Here is a 25819-nt window from a genome sequence, read left to right on the forward strand (position 1 = left end):
TTATCAGCTTTTGGCTGTAAAGACTCCATCTGACTTAATGCAGATGGTCAGTCCGGTTTTATCCTCCACACCATTACTGGCTTTCACAGGCCGAACCTTACTCACTACTACAGCTTCATCTGCCACCTCGCACCAACACCTGCCTCGAGTCTCCTCTCGTACAAATGCTTCTGGCTTATCACCAGAGACGGTGTCAGGCTTCCCCAGTTACTGCACTGGCTCCCTGTTAGAAATTCCACCCTCAAACACAAAACAGGACTGACTGAGTATCGGGCTTCGCGCTATTTTGCACGCTTACCCTCCTGCCTTGCCGAATCAGGTTCACTTTCGTTGTGTACTTCTAACTTCCTATGGCTTCCTTCGAACCCTGCCGTTGGCCAGCAACGCCCTTGCCATTCGGATTATCTTCCCCTCAGTCAGGGTGATTCAGGTTTCTTTCAACCTGACGGGTTTGCCAGCTTCGCTGGGCAAACAAAAAAGGCCAGCATTTGCTGGCCTTTCACAGATTTAGTAAACCGTTATTAACCGAGGTTTTCAGCCAGGTATAACCAGGTTTCAACTACGGTATCCGGGTTAAGCGATACTGAGTCAATGCCCTGCTCTACCAGCCACGCAGCGAAGTCTTCGTGATCGGATGGGCCCTGACCGCAGATGCCCACGTACTTGCCACGTTTTTTGGCCGCCTGAATCGCCATAGAAAGCAGAGCTTTAACTGCATCATTGCGTTCTTCAAACAGGTGAGCAATCAGGCCTGAGTCACGGTCCAGTCCCAGGGTAAGCTGCGTCATATCGTTAGAGCCTATCGAGAAACCATCGAAGATATCGAGGAACTGATCGGCCAGTAACGCATTAGACGGCAGTTCGCACATCATAATTACGCGCAGGCCATTCTCGCCTTGCTTAAGCCCTTGCTCTGCCAGTAGTTCGATAACCTGACGACCTTCTTCCACGGTGCGTACGAATGGGATCATGATCTCAACATTGGTTAAGCCCATCACATTGCGAACACGTTTAATGGCTTCACACTCAAGCGCGAAACAGTCGCGGAAATCTTCTGACACGTAACGGCTGGCACCACGGAAACCCAGCATTGGGTTTTCTTCGTCCGGCTCGTACTGATAACCACCTACCAGGTTGAAGTATTCGTTGGACTTAAAGTCAGACATCCGCACAATCACTTTCTCTGGCGAGAAGGCCGCACCGATAGTAGAAATACCTTCGACCAGCTTCTGGATGTAGAACTCTTTAGGCGACTCGTAACCGGCAATCATATCGCTGATTTCTTCTTTCAGCTCTTCAGGCTGAGAATCGAAGTTCAGCAACGCTTTAGGATGCACACCAATCATACGGTTGATGATAAATTCCAGTCGCGCCAGACCAACACCTTTGTGGGGTAAGCGGGCAAAATCGAATGCACGATCCGGGTTACCCACGTTCATCATCACTTTGGTAGGTGATTCAGGCATGGAATCAATCTGTGACGTGGTGACATCGAATTCCAGTTCCTGATTGTAGATATACCCGGTATCACCTTCGGCACAAGAAACAGTAATAGCGTCGCCGGCTTTAATCGATTCGGTGGCGTTACCACAACCTACTACGGCAGGAATACCAAGCTCGCGGGCAATGATTGCCGCATGGCAGGTACGCCCTCCTCGATTGGTGACAATCGCTGAGGCCTTCTTCATGATCGGTTCCCAATCCGGGTCGGTCATGTCGGTAACCAGTACATCACCGGCCTGGATCTTGTCCATTTCATCGATAGAGCCAAGCACTTTGGCTTTACCTGCACCAATTTTATGACCAATGGCACGACCTTCACATACGATCCCTGCAGAGCCTTTCAGTTGGAAGCGTTCGATGGTTTGTGCATCTTCACGGCTGCGTACAGTTTCAGGACGGGCCTGAACAATGTACAGCTGGCCATCGGCGCCGTCTTTGGCCCATTCGATGTCCATTGGACGGTCGTAGTGTTTTTCGATGATTTGCGCCTGCTTGGCCAGTGCCTGCACTTCTTCGTCGGTTAACGAGAAGGTTTTGCTGTCGGCCGGATCGATGTCAACGATGGTAACCTGATTACCATGACTCTGATCCGCAGAGTAAATCATCTTGGTTAATTTGCTACCCAGGTTACGGCGCACAATGGCTGGCTTGCCGCTATCCAGGGTTGGTTTGTGAACGTAAAATTCGTCGGGGTTTACGGCGCCTTGTACCACCATTTCGCCCAGACCAAATGAGCTGGTAATAAACACTACGTCTTCGAAACCTGATTCGGTATCGATGGTGAACATTACACCCGACGAAGCGATATCACTGCGTACCATGCGCTGCACGCCAGCAGACAGTGCCACGCCTTTGTGATCGTAGCCCTGGTGCACACGGTAGGAAATCGCGCGGTCATTAAACAGTGACGCAAATACGTGCTTAACAGCCACGATAACGGCATCATAGCCTTTCACGTTAAGGAAGGTTTCCTGCTGACCTGCAAATGAGGCATCCGGCATATCTTCTGCAGTGGCAGAAGAACGTACCGCAAATGACGCTTCGTCACCGGCATCACCCTGCAGGGTAACAAACGCGGTGCGAATTTCTTCTTCGAGTTTGCCCTGGAAAGGCGTATCGATAATCCACTGACGAATATTTTTACCTGCCTCGGCTAACGCACCGACGTCGTCGACATCCAATGAGTCGAGCACTTCATGAATTTTAGCTTCAAGTCCGCTTTGCTCTAAAAATTCATTAAACGCGTAAGCTGTTGTTGCAAATCCTCCAGGTACTTTTACACCCGCGTTCGCCAGGTTTGAGATCATCTCACCTAACGAGGCATTTTTACCGCCAACACGATTTACATCGTGCATGCCTAACTCTTGATACCAAAGTACGTATTCTTGCACTTTACAGCCTCCAGCTTGTCACTTTTTCTTTACGCTCACTTAAATGTGAACTTGTAGGGTAGAGGTTAAACCATCACTGAAATTAATTCAGGCTGGCTTTTCCATAGGGAAATTCTAAAATGCCGATTATAAGAAAGTAAAATTTTATTTCATTTCGTAATAAATTTACGACAAAGTTAAGGAGTTGTTGTGCGCACAGCATTTTACATTTCGGACGGTACTGCCATTACGGCAGAGGTGTTTGGCCACGCTTTATTGTCACTTTTCCCTACAGAATTCAATCACAAGACAATTCCTTTTGTTGAAACTGAAGAACAGGCTTACGCAGTAATTGAAAAAATATCTGAAAGTTTTCAAGATACCGGGGAACGCCCGCTCGTTTTTTATACAGTTGTAAACCCGGATATTCGGCGAGTCATCGCAAGATCTGTGGGAATTAACTACAATTTTCTCGACCAGTTTGTAGCGCCGCTGGAAAAAATCATAGGTGTGCCATCAAAACCAGAAAAACACCGCACCCACAGTATTCACGAAAAAACCTACGATATTCGTATTGAGGCAGTTAACTACGCGCTGGCGAATGACGATGGATCAAATCTTAAGGATTATAAAGAAGCCGACATTATTTTAGTGGGTGTATCGCGTTCCGGTAAAACACCAACAAGTTTATATCTGGCCCTGCAATATGGCATTAAAGCGGCTAACTACCCGTTCACCGAAGAAGATATGGGAGACATGCTGAAACTGCCGCCGGCCCTGCGCCAGTTTAAGCAAAAGCTGTTTGGTCTGACTATCGAGGCATCACGACTCAGCCAAATTCGCTCAGAACGCCGGGCTAACAGCCGCTATGCCTCTATACAACAATGCCGTATGGAGTTGCGTGAAGTTGAAAACTTATACCGTAAAGAGAAAATACCGTTCTTAAACAGTACCAAATACTCCATCGAGGAGATCTCAGCCAAAATACTTGCTGAGACCGGCCTGCAACGACGTAAATACTAAGCGCGGAAGCGTTTCAGCAAAGGGCCAAGATGCGCTTCAAAGGGTTGCCAGCGCCCCTGCCCTTTGCGATTGATCGGTTGGCGAACCTGTTCGGCACTGGGCGTTTTGATGAGTCGGTCGGTTTGATGGAAGTCCAGGCAGGCCTGCTCGAAAGGCACGCCAAGGTAATCCAGCATTCGCTTAACCTGCCCGTCTAAATCATCCAGCACGTCTTCGTGCTGAACACGTAATACCGCGCCGGGTAAGATTTCGTCCCAGTGGTCCATAAGCTTTTGGTAAGCCTGATAATAACGCGCCACTTCTTCCAGTCCGTAAGAAAACTCCTGACCTTCACCAAACAGTTGCTTAAAGTTGCTGAAGCAACAATCCATCGGATCACGCCGCGCATCGATAATTTTTGCATTGGGCAGTATGCGTTTAATAAAACCCACATGCATAAAGTTATTCGGCATCTTATCGATAAAAAACGGTGCTGAGCCCCGGTAATAACGGGTTTGCTCAATATATTGCTTACCCAGTTCATAGCATTGTTCAACTGATAGTTCGGCAAGTGAATAAGGATATGGCTTGCCGCTTTCGTTTAACTGCGCCCCAACTGATGAAGCCAGACTGAGAATATTATGCAGCTCCATGGTGCCGTCGATATCAGAGTGTGACGCCAGGATCTGTTCCAGCAAGGTTGAGCCCGCCCGCGGCATTCCCACAATAAAGATAGGCTCTGGTGACGGAAAGCCGCCATGCAGATTAGCAAAACTGTCGCCGCGACATGCTTCAACCTGCGCAGCCATAGCCTCTTCTGTACGCGCAATATCGTAGCCGGTAGAGATAAGCTTTAAGCGATTGCCTTTTTCGTAGTAGGTAAATGACTTTTCAAACTGGCCGGCATCCTCAAATCCTTTGCCCAGAGCAAAACACAGATGTATGCGGTCTTCAACGCCGATGGATGACTGTGCTTCAATATCTGCCATATCCTGCAGCGCCTCACCGTCAAACGTATACGACTTCATATTAGCGAGGCTCCAGTAGGCATCGCCAAACTGCTGATGATAGTGGGCCGCTTTGAGATAAGCCTCAACCGCTTGTTGTTTATTACCAGTGGTTTTGTAGGCGTGGCCTAATGCCAACCATACGCCGGGCCGGTCTTCGTCGGCGCTCAATAATTCTGAAAATATAGTGATGGCGTCTTCGGTGCGGTTAATTCCCAGTAGCGCATTGGCTTTGGCCATCAGAATTTGTAAGTTGTCCGGATAGGCAGAGAGCTGTTCATCGCTGATTTCGACCACCCGCTGATGTTTACCGAGCTTGGCCAGCAGGCCAAGATAGGCAATCACGGCTCTGAGATTATCCGGATAAAGGGCAACGCAGCTTTCTAATAAAAATTCTGCATCATGATAAACTTTGAGCTGAATGCCCAGTTCTGCCAGTAACAGCATGCCTTCAGGGTGATGTTTATGTTGTTGTAAAAACTGGCGGCAGACTTTCTCTGCAGTAGCCAGCTGTTTTTCATACATCAGGTCATACGCGCCCAGAATGGGCGGCGGAAGTTGCTCCAGATGAGCAATATGCTGCAAAGCCAGCTGCTCGGCAGTGGTATCCTGATGCTGCTGATAAATTTTAAGTAGTTGTTTCCAACTGGTGATCAGCGCAGGGTTATAGTGGGTAGCGCGAAAAAATGCGCTGGCCGCTTTATCCTGCTGATCCAGTGCTAAAAAATTATACGCCTGTTCCTGATATGCGCGGCCATGTTCAGGCCGCAGATGTAATAACTCGCCGAGCTCCTGTAAAGCCTGGTCGAACTGATTTGCCAAACGCTGTGTTACTGCCGATAAATAAAGCAGCTCAATGCGCAGCGCAACCGGCAGTTCCACCGCTTTCAAAGCACTTATATTTTCCATTGCTGCGGTAAGGTTTTTGGTTTGCAACGACTGCTTTATCGCCTGAAACTGGTTTGAAAAATCTTGAGTCATAACGGCTGCTGTATTTTTAACTGGCGACGAAAAAGGCAGGCTTACGCCTGCCTTTTAGCTCTTATTATGTATTAATATCAGTTATTAATAATAATCGAAAGAAAAACGTACACCCATTGTGCGTGGACGGTTTGTAACCACCTTAGGCGTGAACTGCTGGGTATCGATGTTCAGGATAGCGGATTCATCGAACAGGTTGTCGATAAAGAGCTCTACTTTCCAACTATCATCAGACATGCCCACCGACACGTTACTGATCACGTAGCTTTCCTGTACATAACGACCACCGCGGAACGCATTACCGTCACCATCGGTGAAAGTAGCACCTTCGTATACGGCTGCTTCGTCTTCGATTTTAAGACCAGAGCCCATACCGTAGATGTGACGGGTGGCATCTTCCATTACATAGGCGTCCATTACCATGCCGGCTAAACGGTCACCGGTGTAAGCAACTGAGGCATTAACAAAGCCTTGTTGGCCGCCATCCAGCTCAAAGTAGTAACGCGCATTGATGTTACCAGAGAAAGTAGCGGTGTAAGGCAGTTCGCTACCCACACCAGCGGCAATGCCTTCAAGCTCTGGGTTAACACGAGTCAACTCAGTATCAATTAAACTGAACGCAGCATTTACCACTAAATCATCAGTGGCCAGCCAGGTGATATCAGCATCCAAACCTTTAATCTCAGCATCACCTACGTTATCGGTAAATACCAGGAAGCTGATGTTTGTGGGGTCGAAACGTGAAGTTTGCAGTTCGCCGATTTCAGAGTAGTAAGCCGTGGCGTTGATGCGCACGATACCGTCTAAGAAATCACCTTTCATACCCACTTCGTAGTTATCCAGGGTATCCGTGGTGGAGTACACAGGGATACGGAAGCCTTCAAACGCGCCAGACTGGTTGTTTGACAGACCACCACCTACACGGTTAGTCACCGGCGGACGGAAACCTTCTGAGTAGTTAGTGAATAACAGCACGTCATCACTTACCTTCCAGTCCAGACCAAACTTAAAGATAGTGTCGTCTACGGTTAAAACGCCGTCAGAGCCTAAATCGCCAACTTCAAGCTGGCCGCTGGCTACAGCTGCCGCTACTGCATCCGGGTCAAGACCAACGGCTGCCAGTTCGTCCGGATCCATTGAGCCGAACGCTTTAACACGGCGGGTTACGTCAACGGTAGTGGTTGAACCGGTGTAGATATCGTCAATCTGATACCAGCGTGCGCCTAAGCTCGCAGTTAAGCTGTCGGTGATGTCATATTCCATCTGACCGAATACCGCAATCTGCTCGATTTTGTGGGTAATGTCGTTAGCAAAGCTGATTTCAGACGGGAACGGACCGCCGTCACTGTTGATACCTTCATTGCCCACCAGGGTGCGCTGTAAGTTATCAAAGCCGAAGGTGGTCATTTCGGTGTTAGCAATCTTAAACTGACCGACTGTAGCCACTTCCTGCTCGTCGTAGAATAAACCGGCAGTGATGCGGAATGGCGCGTCGAACTTAGTGTCGATACGGAATTCGTGCGTCATGCGGGTGCTGGTAGTGTCTTCTTTGTAGTATTTAACCGGGTCCAGACAGCGGATATCAGCAGGATTATCCGGCGTGTCGTAGTGGTTACACAGGTAGTAGGCTGAGAACAGACCACCGTTGGTGTAGCCGGTGTAATCGGTAAGGGTATCGATTTCACGATCTAAGTAACCACCGGTGTACACCACATCAAGTTTGTCTAAACGGCCGTCTACGGTCCAGGTGGTTAAACCAAACTCATCTGAGTTTTCATCAGCCTGGAAACGAATTGCCTGGTCTTCAGCGACTGTTGGGTCGTAAGCAAATACGCCTTCTGTATCCAGCGATTGCTGCGTGTGCTGAACCAGTAAATCCCAGTCTGAATTAATGTGGTAAGACAAACCAAAACGCGCACCGGCATACACTGCGTCGTTAAAGTCATCTTCAACATGCTGGCTGTTGCGTGGTGATACCACGGCAGCTGTGCTTGGCGTAATGCCGTTGTTCACGATACGGCGAGAATCCATCTCAGCCGGATCTGCACCGTAACCGGCCAGTACACCGCCAGAAATGCGGTCTACTACCACAGCACTACCGATGTAACCGCCGTTACCCGGATCGTTTTCGATATTATCAATCCAGCCGCCCTGCTTGTCGTTATAAGCAACCACGCGCAGCGCTAAGTCATCGGTAGGCGTTAAGTTAATGTACGCCTCAACCGTATTGCTCATTTCACCGCCTTTGGTGGTGGCGATGGCGGTATCAAAACCAGCCGCAAAACCAGCATGGTCTGGCTTACGGGTAATTAAACGTACAGTACCGGCCTGTGAGCTGGCGCCAAACAGGGTACCTTGTGGCCCCGGCAGGACTTCGACACGCTCAACGTCGGTCGCGAAGATATCCAGGTTACGACCGGCCATGGAAACCGGCATTTCGTCCTGGTAGAACGCAACCGAAGGCTGCAGTGCCTGAACTGACGACAGGGTGATGCTTGACTGAGTAGTCGCAGCACCACGGATGTAGATTTCGTTTTGCCCGGGACCGGTGCCCTGGAACACAACATTAGGTAAGAATTCTACGTAGTCCTGGAAGTTGTCGATACCCATGTTCTCCAGGGCATCGCCACTTAAGGCTGATACGGCTACCGGCACGTCCTGAATAGATTCAGTACGCTTGGTGGCTGTAACTTCGATGGTTTCGATGGAAGCCTTTGATTCGCTTGCCTGAGCAAGCACGCCATTAGATGCTAGCGCAGCAATGACTGCACAACTAAGGTGTGTTTTTCTCATAGAACTATGTTCCTACTTTATTTGAAGTGAGCTGAATTATTTATTATTGATTCATTTTTATTGTGATAAAGCTTAGCAGAAATAACTTTAAATTTCTGTACTAACTAATAATCTGCCAATAATTTAAGTTTTAAAACAGAATCTCTACGAAAATCAATGCAAGCAGGATCACACATTTAATTCCACACTAATTATTTGTAAGAAAGTGTTTTGACAGGTCGGTTTGCTGTATATTGTACGTAAATTGTTTTATTTATCTTTCAATAACAGGATATAACTTGAGTCAGACAACAACGCCCAAGCACGAAAATCCGGCACCAGCCAAGCTAAATAAACCTGTCTTTTACGCAGCCTCCGGCGCAATTCTTATGCTGCTGTTGTTTGCGGTAATCATGCCCGAAACCGCAGAGAGTCTGTTTTCGACCATGCAGTCGTCTGTAGTGGAAAACGGCAGTTGGTTTTACGTATTTACCGTAGCGACTATTCTGATTTTTGTTGTTTATATCGGGTTCTCTGAATACGGTGAAATCCGCCTCGGCCCGGATCACGCCAAACCCGAATTTACTATTCTTACCTGGCTTTCCATGTTGTTTGCCGCTGGTATGGGTATCGGTTTGATGTTTTTCGGCGTAGCTGAACCGTTAATGCACTTTATGGCGCCGCCAACCGCAGAAGCGAATTCAGTGGAGGCAGTTAAAGAAGCCATGCGAACCACCTTTTTCCACTGGGGGCTGCATGCCTGGGCAATCTATGCCGTGGTAGCCCTGGTGTTGGGCTATTATGCCTTCAGACACCAGTTACCCCTGACCTTGCGCTCCACCCTTTATCCGCTGATTGGCGATAAGATTTATGGCTGGCAGGGTCATGTGGTAGATGTTCTGGCCGTTACAGCAACCATTTTTGGTATTTCTACATCGCTTGGATTTGGCGCCAGTCAGATTAACGCCGGTTTGAGCTATGCATTTGGTATGCCTAACACCACCTTTACACAAATGGCCCTGATGATGTTTGTAGTAGGCCTGGCCATCATTTCCGTAATGACCGGTCTGGATAAAGGGATTCGCCGCCTTTCAGAAACCAACATGATACTCGCAGTAGTCTTGCTGGTATTCATTTTGGTACTAGGCCCCACCGTATTTCTGTTACAAGCGTATTTACAGAATACCGGTGCTTACGTGTCGGATATTATCCGTAATACATTCAATCTGTTCGCTTACGAAAAGACCGACTGGATTGGCGGCTGGACCATTTTCTACTGGGGTTGGTGGTTAGCCTGGGCGCCGTTTGTAGGATTGTTTATTGCCCGTATTTCGTTTGGCCGAACGCTGCGCGAATTTGTATTGGGTGTATTACTGATCCCCACTGCTTTCACCCTGTTCTGGATGACTATATTCGGCAACGCCGCAATAGATATGGTGTTTAGCGAAGGTTTTGATAAGCTGGCTACCATGGTAAAGGATGATACCTCGGTTGCCCTGTTTGTCTTCTTAGAGCACTTCCCGTTCAGTGGCTTTATCAGTATTATTGCGCTGCTAATGGTGATGGTGTTCTTTGTTACATCCTGTGACTCAGGTGCAATGGTAGTTGATATGCTGTGCTCCCATGGTCGTAACGACACGCCATTATGGCAACGCGTATACTGGGCTGTTGGCGTAGGACTGGTTGGCGCAATCTTGCTTTATGCTGGCGGACTCAACGCCTTACAAACCATGACTATTGTTGCAGCATTACCGTTTTCGATTATTTTGCTGGTAGCGATGTACGGCTTGCTTAAGTCGCTGCGTATCGAGAAGCATAAACGGGATAGTTTGGCTATTACTGCCATGCAGACTGCCGTGGTGGAGCATGATAAGCCCTGGAAAGAACGGTTAGGTGAAATTGTTACCTTCCCGGACGAAAAGAAAGTCTCCGGCTACATGTTACGCGTGGTTTATCCTGCCCTGCACGAAGTGTGCGAGGAGTTTAAACGCCGCCAGTACGATGCCAGCTTACAGTCCAGTGACACACACGTAGAGCTGACGGTATTGGTAAATGGTCAGAATGACTTTACTTATGCGGTATACTTAACCGCTACACAGCAACCCGATTCAACACTGACCAACGAAACGGCAGAAGAAGCCAGCGCGATTCAAACCTACTATCGCGCCGAAGTTCATCTGTCTGAGGGTGGTCAGGATTACGATCTGATGGGCTGGTCGAAAGACGGCGTGATCAATGATGTGCTGGATCAGTTCCAGAAACATCAGCACTTTTTGCATCTGCTTAATTAATGCATTCAGGAGTATTACTATTAATGCGTAAAGAAGAAGAATTACTGGTAGCGTTACGACGTGTGATACGTGCGGTAGACTTACGCAGTAAACAGCTGAGTAAAGATGTGGGCATTACCGGCCCACAGCTACTCGTATTACAAAATATCGCAGCAAAACCAGGCATTATGGTAAAGGAAATTGCTGACGGGATTAATTTGAGTCCGGCAACAATTACCAATATTCTTGACCGCCTTGAATCGCGTGACCTGGCGCATCGTATCCGCAGCACTCAGGATAAGCGTAAAGTGGGTGTTTATCTTACCGAAGCGGGTGAAAAGGCGGTGTCAACAGCACCGCGTCCGCTGCAGGAACACTTTGTTGAGCGCTTTAATCAGTTAGCCGAGTGGGAACAAAGTCAGATGATAGCCACCATGCAGCGCATTGCGTCGATGATGGATGCTGAATCGATTGATGCCTCGCCGGTACTGGCGGTTGGTACGCTTACCGAGCGTCACGATTAAACCTGGCCGCTTAGCGGTAAACTCGTACAAAAAAGGCCGATTTAATCGGCCTTTTGTTTATCTGCTTTTAACGGATTGAGTCGCCCGCCGGTGACTTTATCTGCTCTTCCTTCCTGCACGGCTTTTTCGGCACGACGCTTACGCACTTCTTTGGGATCGGCAATCAGCGGTCGGTAAACTTCTATGCGGTCTCCATCCTGCAGTTCTACCGACGGTTTACACACCCGGTTCCACACACCTACTTTGGCGGTTTTTAAATCGATTTCGGGGTGAATATCCGTAATGCCCGACGCGAGGATCCCCTGCTCTACCGTTGAACCTTTCGGCACGGTCAGTTCGATGAGCGACTGTTTGGCAGGCGTGGCATAAGCCACTTCAATATTAATCGGTTCATCCATCAGGCGTACACTACTTTAGCGCGTTGGGTAAAGGCGTTAACCATGCTTGCGGCAAGCGAATTAAACACTTTACCAAAGGCGAGTTCGATCATTTTGTTTTTAAACTCAAACTGCAGGCTTAGCTCTATTTTACAGGCCGACTCCGACAACGAAGAAAATGTCCAGCCGCCACTCAATTGCTTAAACGGCCCGTCTACCAGGGTCATACTGATACTCTGAGCAGGTTCCAACACGTTCTGAGTTGTAAACCACTGCTTTATTCCCGCTTTGGAAACCAGCAATGCGGCCTGCATGGCGTTACCCTGCTGGCTCACAATTTTGCTGTCGCTACAGCCGGGCAGAAACTCAGAATAAGACTCAACATCATTAACTAAATCAAACATGGATTGCGCACTGTAAGCAACCAGAGCGCTGCGCTGTATTTTCGGCATACGAATTTTGTACTCCTGCAAGTTGCTGCTGAGTTTACCATAAAATTTATTTTGAAAATAAGCTGTTGTGGATCACATAAAATGCCAGGAAATTTTTAGCGGCCAGCGCAGGAAATACGAGACAACATTTATGTAATCAGTATAATAGCCGCCATGAAGAAAAATAAATCCAATACCTCCGGTACCATCGCGCTGAATAAAAAAGCGCGTCACGATTACCATCTCGAAGACAAAATGGAAGCCGGCATTGCACTGCAAGGCTGGGAAATCAAAAGTATTCGTCAGGGCAAAGTGAATATCACCGATAATTACGTGATCATCCAAAATGGTGAAGCGTATCTGGTAGGTGCCCGTATTACGCCGCTTAATCAGGCCTCAACGCATGTTATTTGCGAGCCTGAGCGTGCCCGTAAATTGCTGCTTAATCAGCGCGAGATAGACCGCCTTATTGGTGCGCGAGACCGCCAAGGTTACTCCATTGTAGCCACCGCCATGTACTGGAAAAAGTGCTGGGTGAAACTGGAAATTTATCTGGCGAAAGGAAAGCAGTCTCACGATAAACGCGACACCATTAAAGACCGTGACTGGGAACGTCAGAAAGCCCGGGTGATGAAACACAAGGCGTAAAACAACAACTGAAAACAGGGTGCCGTGGCACCCTGTTTTATTTCTACTTATAGTAATGTTTGTGCAAACCACTGCACGGTTAATTGCAGAAGCTGTTCGTCCTCTCCCGCCTGTTCGTTGAGCACATTAAAAATGTGACTGGCATCTTTGATAATAACGGCCTGCGCGGGGTATGCACTGGTGGCCTCAATCAGCCGTAATGCGTTTTCGGCCGGCACCACTTTATCGGCGCTACCCGCAATCGCCAGCAATGCACCGTTGTAAGTAGCCATATTGGTAAGTGACTTATTGGCTTTTACCTGTTCAAACCATTCAAGGGAAATATCCAGTGGTGCCCGCCAGGTGTATTCCTGGGTAACATAACCTTGCTGTTTGGCCTTTTGGTACATACTGTCGAACATCGGTCTAAAGGCGCTCACGCTGTCGCTGGCCACCGAAGACCATGCCACAAAAGAGTCGAATACCGGCGATTGAGCAATGAGTAGCTGGGCTATCAGACCGCCCTGACTAAAGCCCACAACGCCTAACTTTTCAGCATTTACCCGAGGTTGTGCCTGCATATAGTTTAGTGCCACGGTGGCATCCCGCACGGCGCTTTCGAGCGTGTAATGCCGATAACTTACTTCACTATCACCGGTACCGGCAAAATCGATACGTATTGAGCCAATCCCCACATCTGCCAGCGCTGCTGCCAGGCGCACATAGAGGTTGCCGACTTCATTTTTGTGGGATGCCGTACCGTGTAATAACACCACAGCCGGCACCGCCTGTTCAGAATCAGGTAAGTTTGCGATAGCAGGGATTTCGTACTCGCCGTTATTTAAGCGTAAAGAGACTTCACCCGCATAGGAAACCAGCGGCAGCACACTCAGCATTACGGCAATCAGCCAGACTTTCATGAAAAAGCTCCGAGAAAACAAAGAAGTGAATAACCTACCATGAAATGAGTTCGGTAGGTGGCAATTAATCCGGCTGGCGATACGCGCGGACGATATCTGCCATCACGGCGAGGCCAATCTCCGCGGGCGTTTTACTGCCGATATCCAGGCCAATAGGCATATGAATATGGCTTAGCTGTTCATCAGTGAGCTGCCCTACCCGCTGCAGTCGTTCTGCCCGCTTGGCCGATGTACGTTTAGAGCCCATCACGCCTATGTAAAAGGCTTCGGTATGCACCGCTTCCATCATTGTAAGATCGTCCACGCGCGGGTCGTGCGTTAACGCCACTACAGCTGTGTGACTGTGCACATTACCTGATTTCATAATATAGTCGGCGGCAAAATCCGGCACAAACCGGCAACCTTCTATATTACACAGTGCCTGTTCCGCTTCGCGGTGCTCACAAATAATCACTTCAAAACCGAGAGACTGAGCATAACGGGCACAATATTCTGCGACCGGCGAATAACCAGCAATAACCAAACGCCTTGCCGGACCAATACGAAGTGCAACATGGCTGGCATCAGCCTGCCAGCTAACCGCTGGCGTATGCTCTGTAACCTCACTCAAACGGCTCACACCCGTAGCCGTGTTCACTTCTCGAACTTTCACATCCTTGCCTAACAGACAATTCAGATACGCTGCAAAGTGCGCACTTTGGTTTTCATCCGGCGTGATTTTCTCTACCAGCACATCAAGGATCCCGCCACAGGGTAAGCTTATAGCCTGCTGCCCGCCTTCTTCGCCGTAACGTACAATCTGCGCCTGGGCACTAAACTCGTTAGCGCCCAGTCGGGACAAAAAGTCATCTTCCACACAACCGCCGGACAAGGAGCCCACCCAGTCATCGCTGGCCGAAGCTGCAAACAAACTGCCCGGCTCCCGCGGTGAAGAGCCCCAGGTAGCCAGCACCGTACAAAACCAAAACGGTTTACCCGCTGCCAGCCAATCATTCACCCGGCTTAACACTGAGACATCCATGGGTTGCATAATGAACACTTCTTAAGATTACTTATTGATAATGTAAACAATTAAGCACAAAACACCAACATAGATCATATCACTGCGGTAAATCCAGCGATAACCAGCACTTAGCTGCTCAGCAAAGCAGCAACCAGTCGCCATAAAGGCGTTTATATTTGTACTTCCCCCTTGAATAAGTTAGTATCCGCCCCATATTAGACAGCATTCAGAGGGCAAAAACTCTCTGGTTTAATAGTAACGATCTCCGGGGCTGATTAGGATTCGACAGGATCTAGGAAGCTGGAGGTGCATGCAGAGGAGCGGTTTGCCTCTTAAAAAGCCGCATTTAAATAGTCGCAAACGACGAAAACTACGCACTAGCCGCTTAATAACCGGCATAGGCCCTTCCACCTAAGCTCTGTCTGCTAGCCAGGATTTTGGAAGGTCATATAAGTAGACTAGCGAGGGAAACTCTCCTGAGGTTGAACCGCGAAATAGTATCAGGACAGCTACCAGGAACCCTGTTTGTCGGGGTCTAAAGTAGTTAAATAAAAGACAAACTAAGCATGTAGTACCAAAGGTAGACATTTTCTGGACGCGGGTTCAAATCCCGCCAGCTCCACCAAATGCGGAAGCGGTCTAGACCATCCTAGACCGCTCCATCCCACTAAAAACGCTGGCTCCAGCGAATCACATCAAAATTCACATTCGGTCTCCGACGGTCTAAATAGGGCTTCAGAGTGTCGCGAATCTGTACTTCCATGTCGTGAATCTGTCACTTCACCCGACGAGTTAACGCGCGGAATAGGTACACGTGAATGCCATCTGTTCCGAAAACGCATTTTCGATAAAATGCCGCCTATAGCCTATGATGTGGCGCATAAATACCTCAAAATCAGTCAACAAAGCAGCTATATTGAAGCTAACCGCTTTTTAGCCCGATTGGATAAAGAACTAGAAGTTGCTGATCTCAATCTTTCCAAAGACATTGCCGAACTAAAGAACTTTTCCAAGCAGAAAGCCTTAGAGTGCATGCGAGATACCGCTCACATGTCGACTGACGTTGCTTTCCAGTTCTGCATCAGCAAATTCAGCCGCTATGGTTTTACCATCCCGGATGATATGTCGCAGACCGAAGCCCTCTCGCTGCTTCGTTCCGACAAATTCTGGTTTAAGAAACTGAAAGCTCTCTCTACACAAAAGATGGAAGAAGTCCGTCGTCAGTTAGATTTAGTAAATCAGGCGAAAAGCACCTATTGCAGCCAAGACAGGCTACGTCAGCACCAGTGGGAGAAAGAACAAGCTCATGCCTTCATGGAAAACAAATGGTCCTGTAGTGCAGACGGTGAGTTTATTTCCATGCTGGATGCATATAACGCCAATGTCTCCAATCCGAAGATCAGACGCGCTGAACTCATGGTCAGAATTAAAGGCACTGAGGAATTTTCAAAATTACAGGGCGATTGCGGCTGGTTCTACATTCTGACAACGCCCTCCAAGTTTCACTCCCATTACAAATCAGGGAAAGCGAATCCTAAATATCAAAAACTTACTGTTAAAGATGCCAGTGATTATTTAAATAGCCAGTGGCAGAAAGCACGGGCGCAGTTCGACAGAGAAGAAATCAACGTGTATGGCCTGCGAGTCGTTGAACCTCACCATGACGGCACACCACACTGGCACTTAATGCTATTTATGCCACCGGAGAGAGCTACACGGGTAACAGAAATCTTACGTCATTATGCAATGGAGCATGACGGTGAAGAATCTGGCGCGAGAGAAAGCCGCTTTAAAGCAGAAGAAATCCGCGAGGAAAAAGGCTCAGCACAAGACTATATCGCCAAATACATCTGCAAAAACATCGACGGCGAATATCTCGATACTGACAAGTACGGTAATGATGCAAAAGTCGCCGCATCGAGAATCGCTGCTTGGGCTTCACTCTACAAAATCAGACAGTTTCAGTTCATCGGCTTACCCTCCGTTTCACTCTGGCGGCAACTTCGGAAAGTCGATGGTTCGATTAAAGACTTTGAGTTAGACCAGCTCAGGCAGGCTGCAGATTCATCTGATTGGCTGGCTTACATGCTAATGATGGGCGGCACCAATAAGCGCAAGGTAGAACGCCCCTTCGCCCTCGAATATGAGAAGCAGGTGAAAGCAATGTTTGAAGATATTTCTCCCGAATTGCTTTCAAAACACGCTTATAACAGCAAACCCAAAACCATCCTTTCTGTTTCTGCACGTCATCCAATAGCAAACAAAGGCTGGACGCTCTTTTCGTCACTCGATGACCTAGGAGGCTGCATGCCTGCCGTTTATGGCAGCCATGCAGGCTCCGCGGCGTCATTGAGTCACCGAAGGTTTGAGGCAGGCTCGCCGCTAGGCGGCCTGCCCTAAACCGAAGGTATCTTGGACTTGTGTAAATAACTGTACTGAACATTAATCATCGAAAAATAGAGAGCAATAAAAATGAGAGAACCCCTTAGCATCCCCTGCAGCTGTGGCAGCGGGAAACCGTTAAAACACTGCTGTTTATTCAAGAATCAGAAAATTCCTGATGAACAAAACGTTGATATTCCAGATTATAACGGCGTTACCGTGTTTTATGGATTCACTAAAGAATATGCAAAAGTATCCCCTTTTGAAATCGACTTTGAACTCGCTTGTTGTCAGGTGATACAGGCCAATCCTTACTTAGCCAACCTTCACAATCAGATGATCCAATTCAATATGCTAAAGCCTGGTGATTGGTTTGTAATGGGCGAAGAAGCAGGTCAAATGAAATTCAGTTTTCGTTACTCAGAGCCTGACGATGCTATGGACATTGCAAAAGAGAAATTCGGAGCAATTCGTTTCCTCCAACTACCTGAAATATTTTAGCCAGCCAAATAGCTCTTTAACAATCTAGACTCAAAGATGATGCTTCGTCCTAGTTTTATGAAGCATCATCCTTTTTTGTTGCAGTTGCCCAAGAAACTCGGGCGTACTTTCCATCACCTTTAGACAGTTCTTTCCTTGCTATTAATCTAACGTCAAAATCGAAGTTTTCGCTTATTTTAACGATAAGTAATTTATTGAAATTTCCAGCCCGCTTTACCTGAACTTTGTCATTTGTTTTTTCAGGTGAAATGGTTTTTATTTCAATGAAGTCATTGCCTATTTTTCCATCAGAACCTTGGGTATAGGGTTTGTGTCTTTTTATGCCGAGATGCACTTCAGCAAACAACTCCCCTAGTTCTCCCCAGATTTGAAGGTAACGACCTGTCACCGAGTGATATGTAAACGCACTTTCGACTAAATTTTCGAAAATCACTGCAATTACAGGGTCTATTTCTACGCTAGGTTTAAATTCGCTCTCTAAATCTATAACTTCCCAGCCTTCAGGAGGCTTGTAATCCCATGGATTGTAACCACACCCTGCGGCATCTGCTATTTGCTCTGCGCTATAGCCTTCGTTATGCATATCATGTAGGAAATCCCAATCACTCATTTTTTTGTCCTTTCAGTTACCTTAGAAACTTGCCCGTTTTCAATACGTGATCGAAGGAATAAATATGCTCGGTCGGAGCAACAGCACATTTACCAATATACCGGCCTCTAAATTCGCGGCTTTTCTCAATGAGAATATTTTCGCCACACATTCCGCATTTACAATCGTATACTATAGCTTTCATTTTTAGGGCTACTTGATCATTCTGCCGTTCTTTCGTAAGAACTAACATTGCATTTCGCGTTGTTACCGGAGCCATGAAAATTGGCAGTGAAGTAACGCCTTTTTCCATAATTTCATGAATCTTAAGAAGCACATAACCAGCAGGAAACATGCTTAGAATTATGACTATATTAAGTGGCTTGCTCCCCCAGTTGATAAACCCTATAAAGGAAAAGAAAGCGACAACTGCTATTGTAATTAATATCATTGCAAAAGCTGTAAATACTAAGGGCTGTAACCGTAAATCTAAGAATGGTTTCGTTAAACTATAGACTTTAGGAAGCTGTACAGGAGAATAGCTAATAACGTGAATCGGACCTTGTCGATTGAGGTCTTTACTTTTTTCTTCTCTACTCAATAAGAATATTTGCGTTTTATGGCCACCTTTAGTCGATTCAATCTGCAAATTTAAACCAGCATTACCATTCGCGTTTAAATGTGTATTCAGCTCACTATCGGCTTCAAAGCAACCCTTGATAATATCACTGTGTTTCCTAACCATCTGTGAAGCCTTATTAGCCTCAACTTCGCTTCCCCAAACGGCCTTATAAATCTCCTGATAATCAAAGTAAATATTTCGTACATCAATCCCGTTTTCAACGGAAGAAAGTGACAATATACAGAGCGCCCTTGCTACTTCCTGACCTTTTAACAACGATATTTCATGCTTATCGAAGAAATCTATAGCTGTTTCTAGTGATCCTTTAAACTCTTGAATATCCATATTTTTATTTAAAAAGTAACCTGTTCCGTACCCGTTCCGACTCTGTTTTACCAGACCCAAACAGACCATGCTAGCCCCAAGTTAATACGGAGGCATGAAAACATGAACCAATTGGTTACAACAAACAAACTTGCTGAGTTACTTGGCTACTCTCAGGAAGCGATTCGCATGAAGGTTAAAAAGGGTGTTTGGATCTGTAATGAGCATTACTTCAAAGCACCTGATGGCAGGCTTATGTTTGCTGTTGAAATGATTCACCAATGGATAAAAGGAGATGACGTGCTCCAATAGATTCACACAGCCAGTTAAGGGATAATTATCTCAACTGGAGTGTATATGAAAACGCGAAAAAGCTATTCAAAAGAATTCAAACTGGACGCTGTTAGTCTGGTTACAGAACAAAATTACAAGATTGCTGAGGCTGCACGTAGTCTTGGTATTAGCGCGAATATGTTAGGCCGCTGGCTTAAAGAGCAAGAATCAGAAGGCGCTCACGCATTTCGTGGCAATGGCAAATTAACGCCGGAGCAGGAAGAAATCCGTCGGTTGAGAGAAGAAAATAAACGCCTGAAAATGGAGAAAGAGATCCTAAAAAAGGCGACGGTCTTCTTTGCCAAAGAAACCAAGTGAAATACGGTTTCATTACCCAACATAAGAAGACCTGGCCGATTAGTCTGATGTGTCAGGTTCTGGGAGTCAGTCGCCATAACTATTACAGTGCCGTGCGACGAAATGAACAACTTGAACCCGATCCACAACATGATGAGCTAATTGAATGGGTACAGAAAATAGCAGATGCCAGTGACTATACCTATGGCGTAAGACGAATGAAACGCGCGCTGAATTCGCTCGGTTATCCGGTTGGAAAACAGCGTACAAGAACCTTGATGAAAGAAGCCGGAGTGAGCGTAAAACGGCGTAGAAAATACAAAGTAACGACTAACAGTGACCATCAACAACCTGTATTCGATAACGTGCTGTCACGCGACTTTGATGCGCAAAAGCCAGATCAGGCGTATGTCTCTGACATTACTTATATCTGGACGCAGGAAGGCTGGCTGTATCTGGCCGTTGTCATTGATCTGTTCTCACGCAAAGTCGTGGGCTGGAGTATGTCTTCACGGATGAATGCTCAGCTTGTGTGTGATGCGTTAACAATGGCTTTATGGCAACGTAAACCCAAGGCAGGCCTGATACATCATTCGGATCGTGGTTCGCAATATGCAAGCCGACAATTTAGACAGCTACTGGCGCAGTACAAGGTAACAGGTAGCATGAGCAGGAAAGGTGATTGTTGGGACAATGCCGTTGTAGAGAGCTTCTTCGGAACATTAAAACAAGAGCGAGTGCAATGGCGTCATTACCAGAGCCGTCATGCTGCTCAGCAGGATATCCTGCATTACATCACTATGTTTTATAACAGCCAAAGAATGCACTCATACCTGGATTACAAAAGTCCAAACCAATATGAAGCTGACATGGCTAATTTAGGAAAAGCTGCTTAACTGGGTTGTGTGAATTTGCTTGACCACGTCAAGACAACAAATGAGCGTTAAGGTAGTAAAAGGCGGATACGTCATCGACTTTACATTAAACAACGAGCGTTATCGTGAAACTATCCCTGCCCCTCACAATAAAGCAGCATTAAGACGAATAGAAGATAGAGAAACTCTATTCAGGCATGCAATAAGCATGAATGACGAAACCATTGTTGCTAAATACTCGGATAGCAAAATCTTCCAAAAAGCTTTTGATACCGACTGCGATTTCACCATACACGAATACTCGAATATCTGGTTCAAACAAAAACAGCGCAACTGGTCACATACGACTATTCGTGGTTACACTCAAAAATACAATTCCTATATTCAACCAAACTGGGGACATTTGAAGCTTACAGAATTTAAAGCCAGTATGTTCGATGAGTGGGCATCAGAAAGTTTGCTATCTGGTAAATCGATTAACGAAACACGAAATGTACTTAGCCAGATTTTTAAACGAGCCTATTTTGATGGTGTAATCGAATCGAACCCAGTTGAGCGCATCGAAAGATACAAACAAGAAGCCATTGAGCCAAAGCCTTTTAATCAATCTGAGATCAAAAAAATACTCAATGCTTTGCAGCCCCCTTATAAAGAGTTTTACCAATTTGCATTTTATACAGGCCTACGAACCGGTGAACTGCTTGGACTCCGTTGGGAGGACGTGGATATTGAAAATCGCGTTGCGCATATACGAGTGAATATTACTTCTGGAAAAGAAAAAACTCCTAAGACAGCTGGGAGTATTCGAACTGTAGAGCTACATGAATTTGCTGTTCAAGCTCTTAGAGCAGTAAAATCGTCAAAGTTCTTTGATTCAAAAAGAGTTTTTGTTGACCCAAAGACTAGGAAAGAGTACAAATATGCTGACGGGTTACGCAAATATATCTGGAAACCAACTCTACATAGACTTAACATCGAATACAGATACCCTTACCAGTGTAGACATACCTACGCATCAATGATGTTATCTTCAGGAAAAAACCCAATGTGGGTTGCGAAACAAATGGGTCATGCTGATTGGGGAATGATAAGAAAAGTTTATGGTCGATGGATTCCTTCATCTACAGATATGAAGTGAAAAGCTTTGCCGCCCTTCTGATTTTGCACACATTATTTATTTGATAAAGGCTTAGAATGGAATTAATCGAAATTCAAGGAACCAAGAGATATTGGGTAGTTCGTCCAGGGATAGGCGCATCATTTCTACATCATTTCCAACAAAACGAATGTATAGCCATAGGCCATATTGACGATTGTCCAGTAACCAGTTCAGGGTTTATAACACCTGAAAAAATGGATTTAGTTCAAGCTAATATTAATCAAATAGTTCAACAGCAAGATCAAGATGAGAGAGAGACAACTGCACAATTAACGAAGCGTATTGGAACTGCAAAAACATTTATTGGCGAAATACAGGTTGGTGATACAATTATCACTCCCAAAGATGAATCCCTTCTTATAGGAACAGTTACCTCTGAGCCTTTCATAGAGAAAGAACCGCTATTCGCAGTGAAATCTAATGGCGACCGCTCTACTGCCAAATTAGATTTTATGTTAAGAAGGAAGGTAAAGTGGGATGGAATCAGAACAAAATCGTACATGCCTTGGCAGTTAAGAGAAAGTTTGCGTTCCAGTCAAGCGGTGTTTTCATTAGATAAACATAAAACGTTATTAGAACATTGGTTGTATAGCATCTTTATCAATGATGATGGTCTCCACTTTTCTACTAGAATTTCACAAACAAATAATATTAGTCAATTCCACATCACTGAATTTCAACGTCTAATTCAGAAATTAGAGCTGGTAGCAGATTTCATAGTTAATGATGCTATTGATCTTACGGATGAAACAACATTTCTTAATTCCATTGAAGATAACTACTATATTTATGGTCTCGAGGATAAGTTTACATTAACAACTAGTCAAAGTTTCGCATCACCGGGAAGCATTTGGAGTTTTGTACCAAAGATTTCGCCCGATGATTCATATAGAAAAAAGCTGCTAGTATTGGCTTTACTGGTTCAGAGCTCCTTCGGGGCAAATGCTGAAGAAGCGGTTCAACCAGACCTTATTTCTAAAACAGATATGATCCAAATACATGAATCAACGGAAATCTTAAGGACCGCTGGCCATTTTGACGACTTTAGAAGAAACATACTAGCGTCACTGGATGAGAGAAGGAAAACAACAATCAACATTACGGAAGAAGCAGTGCCAAACGCTAAGCCAGTTATATTTCCCGAAGTAAGTTCAGAAGGTGAAACTGGACAATAATAATGGAAACTTTAAATCTATCATTGTTGTTAGGCGGATCGATCATAGTTGTGATCATCCTTCTTTTTGCAGGCCATTATTTTCGCTCATTTGATGTTAATAGAATCTCTAGCTTATCTTCTACATTACAGAATATAGTTTTAGCTCTTTCTGTAGTAGTTGCTGGCGTTTGGACTTTATATACTTTCGACGCACTTGAATCAAAAGAACAGGCAATAATTAGCAAAGAAAAAGCTGAAGCCGAACTAAAAGAGTTTCGTCGTCAAATTAGTGAAACAAGCAGTTCGACAATAGAGATAAAAACAAAAACTATTCCATATAATTCTCCTTATGATAAAACCCAAAAAGGATTAATCATAGAAGTAACCATTACCAATAAAGGTAATTCAAAGATCGAGTACGATTTAAAAAACTCCCCCTTAACAATATATAAAATAGATGCCTCTCAAGATAAGCTAGGATACACAAAGTTATTAAAACCTTCTTTGTATAAAAACGTTGCTCCCCTTAAACAGAATGAAATTAAATCTAAGCCACTTCATAAATGGGTTTCACTAGCAAATTCGTCAAGAACGCTTAGTTACTTTGTGACTGTTGAAAATGCATCAATGTATTACATTGTGTTTTCATCACCAGAACCATTGGACGAGTCCAGTGAAAATAATCAAGAAAAGTGTTTAACTATAGACAAGTGTAGTTGGTTTGTTTCGAAGTATGTTTACATAGAAGATACAGGAAATGACGTAAGTGATTGATAAAAAATATATAAACGCGGGTTCAAATCCCGCCAGCTCCACCACTACGATACCACTACAGCCCAACTACGACGCGGGCTGTAGTGGAATCACCCACTACTCCCCCACTAGCTGTCAACAGCTAACCGCACATCTTCTGCACACCTTGATTTTAAAGGGCTGCGGGTAATTATCCTTGTTCAACAGATTGCGATATCGAGAAGGTAAACTACACCGTCTTATAAAATCATTTGTGCCACTCTCAATCGCCACTATCGCACCTCTCGGGGAAATCTATGGACTCCAAAGCGATTATTCCGAATGCTCCAAAGAAATGGATTTTTCGGATTACATGGTTTAGTTTGGGCTTTGAAAAGTTAATCACCCCCTTTTTGATTCTGCTTATCAACCACACAACTGGTCATACCAGATGACCTTGTTCCCTATCTTATACTTGGTAAGTGTTTAATATTACAACAACACACTAACTGAGTATTATGAAGAGCTTACTAAATTCAGATGCTGACAATTTATTCCAACGTCGCCTAGAGGAAAAAGAAAGGCAGCGTATGGATAGTTATGCTCAGCGTAAGGCTTCTCCCCGACAGTTTAACTCCAACAATCGCAGAGTGTCTCGCGCTAGTTTTGGTTTTGCGTAATTAACCATTGATAGACCCTTTCGATACCCTCCACGAAGCTGAAAGACTATTATCTAAATTGCCACAAGACTTGGCAGATAGGATTGTATTAATCGGCGGTCAGGCTTTGTTACTCTGGGCTGAGCACTACTTAATTGACCAGTTAACAGGTTTACAAAGTGAATCTCTTAGTAGTGATGACTTAGACTTAATGGGACGAAGGCCTGAAGTCATTGAATGCGCAAGGATATGGGGTGGTGAATACAGAATTCCAGAAATGGACGACCACTCTCCACAATCAGGAATAGTGTTTTTAAATAATAAAGGAACTATCGAGGATTCTGAAGCTGTAGATTTTCTTCCCACAGTATATGGGCTAACCCCAAAAGAAGTACATGCTCATTCTGACAAAATGCGATTTGGAGAAAATGAAGTTGTCGTAAAGGTAATGTCTCCTCCCCTATGTTTAAAAAGCCGCATTGAGAATCTTAATGGTCTTCATTACGGAGAAGAAAAGGCACAACGCGAAATACTGCGAATTACTTCAGCCACATCAATAATATACCACTGGCTAATAGATTTTTGTAACAACACAGAAGACCATAGACCCGTGGCAAAAGCAGTCACATATATAATGGACAATATTCTACTGAGCCCTTCTTCAATAAAGATATGTGCTAAGTATTCAATAGACCTATCAAGTTCCTTTCCACTAGAAAGGCTAAAGTCAAAGTATCCACCATTAGTAGATGAATATCTCAACCGAAAACTATCTGAATATGAGTCCAGATTAGCTCGGCGAGCCAAAGCAATAAACCGACACAAACAGCCTGTAAATAACTAACGAGTTTACAATACATTTTGACGATGTCATTGTAACTGTAGAAACGGCTATCGAGCTTTAATCGGACTAACGAGGCATAATATTGAAAGTTATGGACATTCGTATATTAGCCAATCAATTAGCTAAAGAGGCCAACTCTGGGAATGAGGAAGCTCGAGCTTTATTGTTGAAACTTATCTCCCAAACCAAGAGCCTGTCTAAGTTAAAAAAGAGAGTTGATAAAAAGCAAGGTAAGCGATCAATATAGACCCGGATCACCCCATTTTATCTAAGTCGCTCGTTAATTTTTTGTCCGCGAATCTCTCTTTCCAGACTCTTGGCGTCAGGTCGAGTACGTCTTTGGCCGGATGCAGTGCTACACGCTGCAATACATCCACGAGGTAATGGTAGGGATTGACGCCTTGCAGGCGGCAAGTCACCATCAGGCTTTGTAGTATACCCAGTTGCTCAGCCCCAAGTTCAGACCAGCAGAACAAATAGTTTTTTCTGCCCATGGGAATAACCCGCAGTGCCCGTTCCAGATGATTGGTATCCAGGGGTAACGCCGGGTTACTCAGGA

General features: G+C 45.6%; 22 protein-coding genes and 1 other RNA gene. 13 read left to right on the top strand and 10 right to left on the bottom strand.

Annotation, left to right across the window (positions count from 1 at the left end; translation table 11 throughout):
• Positions 1 to 521: 521 nt before the first annotated feature.
• A complete protein-coding gene (ppsA, locus tag D9T21_RS02090) occupies positions 522 to 2894 on the bottom strand; it encodes a phosphoenolpyruvate synthase (RefSeq protein ID WP_123323503.1) in 2373 nt (790 codons plus the stop codon).
• A 189-nt stretch (positions 2895 to 3083) separates the two neighbouring features.
• Between ppsA and ppsR the strand changes: the two genes are divergently transcribed.
• A complete protein-coding gene (ppsR, locus tag D9T21_RS02095; RefSeq protein ID WP_123323504.1) occupies positions 3084 to 3896 on the top strand; it encodes a posphoenolpyruvate synthetase regulatory kinase/phosphorylase PpsR in 813 nt (270 codons plus the stop codon).
• On the opposite strand, the gene D9T21_RS02100 is transcribed toward ppsR, so the two are convergent.
• Positions 3893 to 5863 (bottom strand): tetratricopeptide repeat-containing sulfotransferase family protein, encoded by a 1971-nt coding sequence (locus D9T21_RS02100; protein ID WP_123323505.1) that lies wholly within the window; start codon positions 5861 to 5863, stop codon positions 3893 to 3895. The two genes, ppsR and D9T21_RS02100, sit on opposite strands and share 4 nt — an antisense overlap.
• A gap of 84 nt (positions 5864 to 5947) precedes the next feature.
• Positions 5948 to 8656, bottom strand: coding sequence for a TonB-dependent receptor (locus D9T21_RS02105; protein WP_123323506.1), 2709 nt, complete (start codon positions 8654 to 8656; stop codon positions 5948 to 5950).
• A 278-nt stretch (positions 8657 to 8934) separates the two neighbouring features.
• On the opposite strand from D9T21_RS02105, the gene D9T21_RS02110 reads away from it, so the two are divergent.
• Both D9T21_RS02110 and D9T21_RS02115 read left to right on the top strand, forming a co-directional pair.
• Positions 8935 to 10926 (top strand): BCCT family transporter, encoded by a 1992-nt coding sequence (locus D9T21_RS02110; protein ID WP_206427215.1) that lies wholly within the window; start codon positions 8935 to 8937, stop codon positions 10924 to 10926.
• 23 nt (positions 10927 to 10949) lie between these two features.
• Positions 10950 to 11429, top strand: a complete 480-nt coding sequence (locus tag D9T21_RS02115; RefSeq protein WP_123323507.1) for a MarR family winged helix-turn-helix transcriptional regulator — start codon at positions 10950 to 10952, stop codon at positions 11427 to 11429.
• Positions 11430 to 11470: 41 nt separating this feature from the next.
• On the opposite strand, the gene D9T21_RS02120 is transcribed toward D9T21_RS02115, so the two are convergent.
• Positions 11471 to 11830 carry an RnfH family protein gene (locus tag D9T21_RS02120; RefSeq protein ID WP_123323508.1) on the bottom strand — a complete coding sequence of 120 codons (360 nt, stop codon included), beginning with the start codon at positions 11828 to 11830 and terminating at the stop codon, positions 11471 to 11473.
• Positions 11827 to 12258 carry a type II toxin-antitoxin system RatA family toxin gene (locus tag D9T21_RS02125; protein WP_123323509.1) on the bottom strand — a complete coding sequence of 144 codons (432 nt, stop codon included), beginning with the start codon at positions 12256 to 12258 and terminating at the stop codon, positions 11827 to 11829. Before D9T21_RS02125 ends, D9T21_RS02120 begins: the two co-directional genes overlap by 4 nt.
• A 153-nt stretch (positions 12259 to 12411) precedes the next feature.
• Here D9T21_RS02125 and smpB point away from each other — a divergent pair, with 153 nt between their 5' ends.
• Positions 12412 to 12885, top strand: coding sequence for an SsrA-binding protein SmpB (gene smpB, locus D9T21_RS02130; RefSeq protein WP_105934025.1), 474 nt, complete (start codon positions 12412 to 12414; stop codon positions 12883 to 12885).
• Positions 12886 to 12932: 47 nt separating this feature from the next.
• Here the strand turns inward: smpB and D9T21_RS02135 are convergent, their stop codons facing one another.
• Together D9T21_RS02135 and D9T21_RS02140 are read right to left on the bottom strand one after the other, a co-directional pair.
• A complete protein-coding gene (locus D9T21_RS02135; protein ID WP_123323510.1) occupies positions 12933 to 13784 on the bottom strand; it encodes an alpha/beta hydrolase family protein in 852 nt (283 codons plus the stop codon).
• A gap of 64 nt (positions 13785 to 13848) precedes the next feature.
• Positions 13849 to 14814, bottom strand: a complete 966-nt coding sequence (locus D9T21_RS02140) for an XdhC family protein (RefSeq protein ID WP_123323511.1) — start codon at positions 14812 to 14814, stop codon at positions 13849 to 13851.
• 240 nt (positions 14815 to 15054) lie between these two features.
• On the opposite strand from D9T21_RS02140, the gene ssrA reads away from it, so the two are divergent.
• From ssrA to D9T21_RS02155, 3 genes are all read left to right on the top strand, one after another.
• Positions 15055 to 15412: a transfer-messenger RNA gene (ssrA, locus tag D9T21_RS02145) on the top strand.
• Between the two features lie 227 nt (positions 15413 to 15639).
• The gene (locus tag D9T21_RS02150; protein ID WP_123323512.1) at positions 15640 to 17187 is read left to right on the top strand and encodes a replication endonuclease; all 1548 of its coding nucleotides are present in this window, start codon (positions 15640 to 15642) and stop codon (positions 17185 to 17187) included.
• Between the two features lie 72 nt (positions 17188 to 17259).
• Complete coding sequence (locus D9T21_RS02155) at positions 17260 to 17670, top strand: SEC-C domain-containing protein (RefSeq protein ID WP_123323513.1); 411 nt, start codon at positions 17260 to 17262, stop codon at positions 17668 to 17670.
• A 55-nt stretch (positions 17671 to 17725) separates the two neighbouring features.
• Here D9T21_RS02155 and D9T21_RS02160 read toward each other — a convergent pair whose 3' ends face one another.
• Together D9T21_RS02160 and D9T21_RS02165 are read right to left on the bottom strand one after the other, a co-directional pair.
• Positions 17726 to 18280, bottom strand: a complete 555-nt coding sequence (locus D9T21_RS02160) for a hypothetical protein (protein WP_123323514.1) — start codon at positions 18278 to 18280, stop codon at positions 17726 to 17728.
• A gap of 16 nt (positions 18281 to 18296) precedes the next feature.
• Complete coding sequence (locus D9T21_RS02165; protein WP_123323515.1) at positions 18297 to 19226, bottom strand: hypothetical protein; 930 nt, start codon at positions 19224 to 19226, stop codon at positions 18297 to 18299.
• Positions 19227 to 19328: 102 nt separating this feature from the next.
• On the opposite strand from D9T21_RS02165, the gene D9T21_RS02170 reads away from it, so the two are divergent.
• From D9T21_RS02170 to D9T21_RS02195, 6 genes are all read left to right on the top strand, one after another.
• On the top strand, positions 19329 to 19517 hold the full coding sequence (locus tag D9T21_RS02170) for an excisionase (protein ID WP_123323516.1): 189 nt from the start codon (positions 19329 to 19331) through the stop codon (positions 19515 to 19517).
• 45 nt (positions 19518 to 19562) lie between these two features.
• Positions 19563 to 20731 (top strand): IS3 family transposase gene (locus D9T21_RS02175; protein ID WP_123323517.1). Its coding sequence is split into 2 segments (ribosomal slippage): positions 19563 to 19815 and positions 19815 to 20731, totalling 1170 coding nucleotides; the frame shifts between segments, so codons are not numbered across the junction.
• Between the two features lie 40 nt (positions 20732 to 20771).
• Complete coding sequence (locus tag D9T21_RS02180; RefSeq protein ID WP_123323518.1) at positions 20772 to 21848, top strand: site-specific integrase; 1077 nt, start codon at positions 20772 to 20774, stop codon at positions 21846 to 21848.
• 56 nt (positions 21849 to 21904) lie between these two features.
• Positions 21905 to 23044, top strand: a complete 1140-nt coding sequence (locus tag D9T21_RS02185) for a hypothetical protein (protein ID WP_123323519.1) — start codon at positions 21905 to 21907, stop codon at positions 23042 to 23044.
• A gap of 2 nt (positions 23045 to 23046) precedes the next feature.
• Positions 23047 to 23799: a hypothetical protein gene (locus D9T21_RS02190; RefSeq protein ID WP_123323520.1), complete on the top strand. Its 753-nt coding sequence runs from the start codon at positions 23047 to 23049 to the stop codon at positions 23797 to 23799.
• Positions 23800 to 24444: 645 nt separating this feature from the next.
• Positions 24445 to 25260, top strand: a complete 816-nt coding sequence (locus D9T21_RS02195; protein WP_123323521.1) for a hypothetical protein — start codon at positions 24445 to 24447, stop codon at positions 25258 to 25260.
• A 254-nt stretch (positions 25261 to 25514) separates the two neighbouring features.
• On the opposite strand, the gene D9T21_RS02200 is transcribed toward D9T21_RS02195, so the two are convergent.
• The coding region (locus tag D9T21_RS02200) for a transposase domain-containing protein (RefSeq protein ID WP_164464549.1) at positions 25515 to 25819 on the bottom strand (305 nt) is incomplete at its 5' end.

The organism is Marisediminitalea oceani (assembly GCF_003731635.1).
GTDB lineage: Bacteria > Pseudomonadota > Gammaproteobacteria > Enterobacterales > Alteromonadaceae > Alteromonas > Alteromonas oceani.

What these genes read in the sequence shown, in the direction of transcription:
- D9T21_RS02185 (WP_123323519.1), top strand. Translation starts at nt 21,905, where the DNA reads ATGGAATTAATCGAAATTCAAGGAACCAAGAGATATTGGGTAGTTCGT.
- D9T21_RS02125 (WP_123323509.1), bottom strand. Translation starts at nt 12,258, where the DNA reads ATGCCGAAAATACAGCGCAGCGCTCTGGTTGCTTACAGTGCGCAATCC.
- D9T21_RS02100 (WP_123323505.1), bottom strand. Translation starts at nt 5,863, where the DNA reads ATGACTCAAGATTTTTCAAACCAGTTTCAGGCGATAAAGCAGTCGTTG.
- D9T21_RS02180 (WP_123323518.1), top strand. Translation starts at nt 20,772, where the DNA reads ATGAGCGTTAAGGTAGTAAAAGGCGGATACGTCATCGACTTTACATTA.
- D9T21_RS02165 (WP_123323515.1), bottom strand. Translation starts at nt 19,226, where the DNA reads ATGGATATTCAAGAGTTTAAAGGATCACTAGAAACAGCTATAGATTTC.
- D9T21_RS02155 (WP_123323513.1), top strand. Translation starts at nt 17,260, where the DNA reads ATGAGAGAACCCCTTAGCATCCCCTGCAGCTGTGGCAGCGGGAAACCG.
- D9T21_RS02140 (WP_123323511.1), bottom strand. Translation starts at nt 14,814, where the DNA reads ATGCAACCCATGGATGTCTCAGTGTTAAGCCGGGTGAATGATTGGCTG.
- D9T21_RS02170 (WP_123323516.1), top strand. Translation starts at nt 19,329, where the DNA reads ATGAACCAATTGGTTACAACAAACAAACTTGCTGAGTTACTTGGCTAC.
- D9T21_RS02135 (WP_123323510.1), bottom strand. Translation starts at nt 13,784, where the DNA reads ATGAAAGTCTGGCTGATTGCCGTAATGCTGAGTGTGCTGCCGCTGGTT.
- D9T21_RS02160 (WP_123323514.1), bottom strand. Translation starts at nt 18,280, where the DNA reads ATGAGTGATTGGGATTTCCTACATGATATGCATAACGAAGGCTATAGC.
- smpB (WP_105934025.1), top strand. Translation starts at nt 12,412, where the DNA reads ATGAAGAAAAATAAATCCAATACCTCCGGTACCATCGCGCTGAATAAA.
- D9T21_RS02190 (WP_123323520.1), top strand. Translation starts at nt 23,047, where the DNA reads ATGGAAACTTTAAATCTATCATTGTTGTTAGGCGGATCGATCATAGTT.
- D9T21_RS02105 (WP_123323506.1), bottom strand. Translation starts at nt 8,656, where the DNA reads ATGAGAAAAACACACCTTAGTTGTGCAGTCATTGCTGCGCTAGCATCT.
- D9T21_RS02115 (WP_123323507.1), top strand. Translation starts at nt 10,950, where the DNA reads ATGCGTAAAGAAGAAGAATTACTGGTAGCGTTACGACGTGTGATACGT.
- D9T21_RS02150 (WP_123323512.1), top strand. Translation starts at nt 15,640, where the DNA reads ATGCCGCCTATAGCCTATGATGTGGCGCATAAATACCTCAAAATCAGT.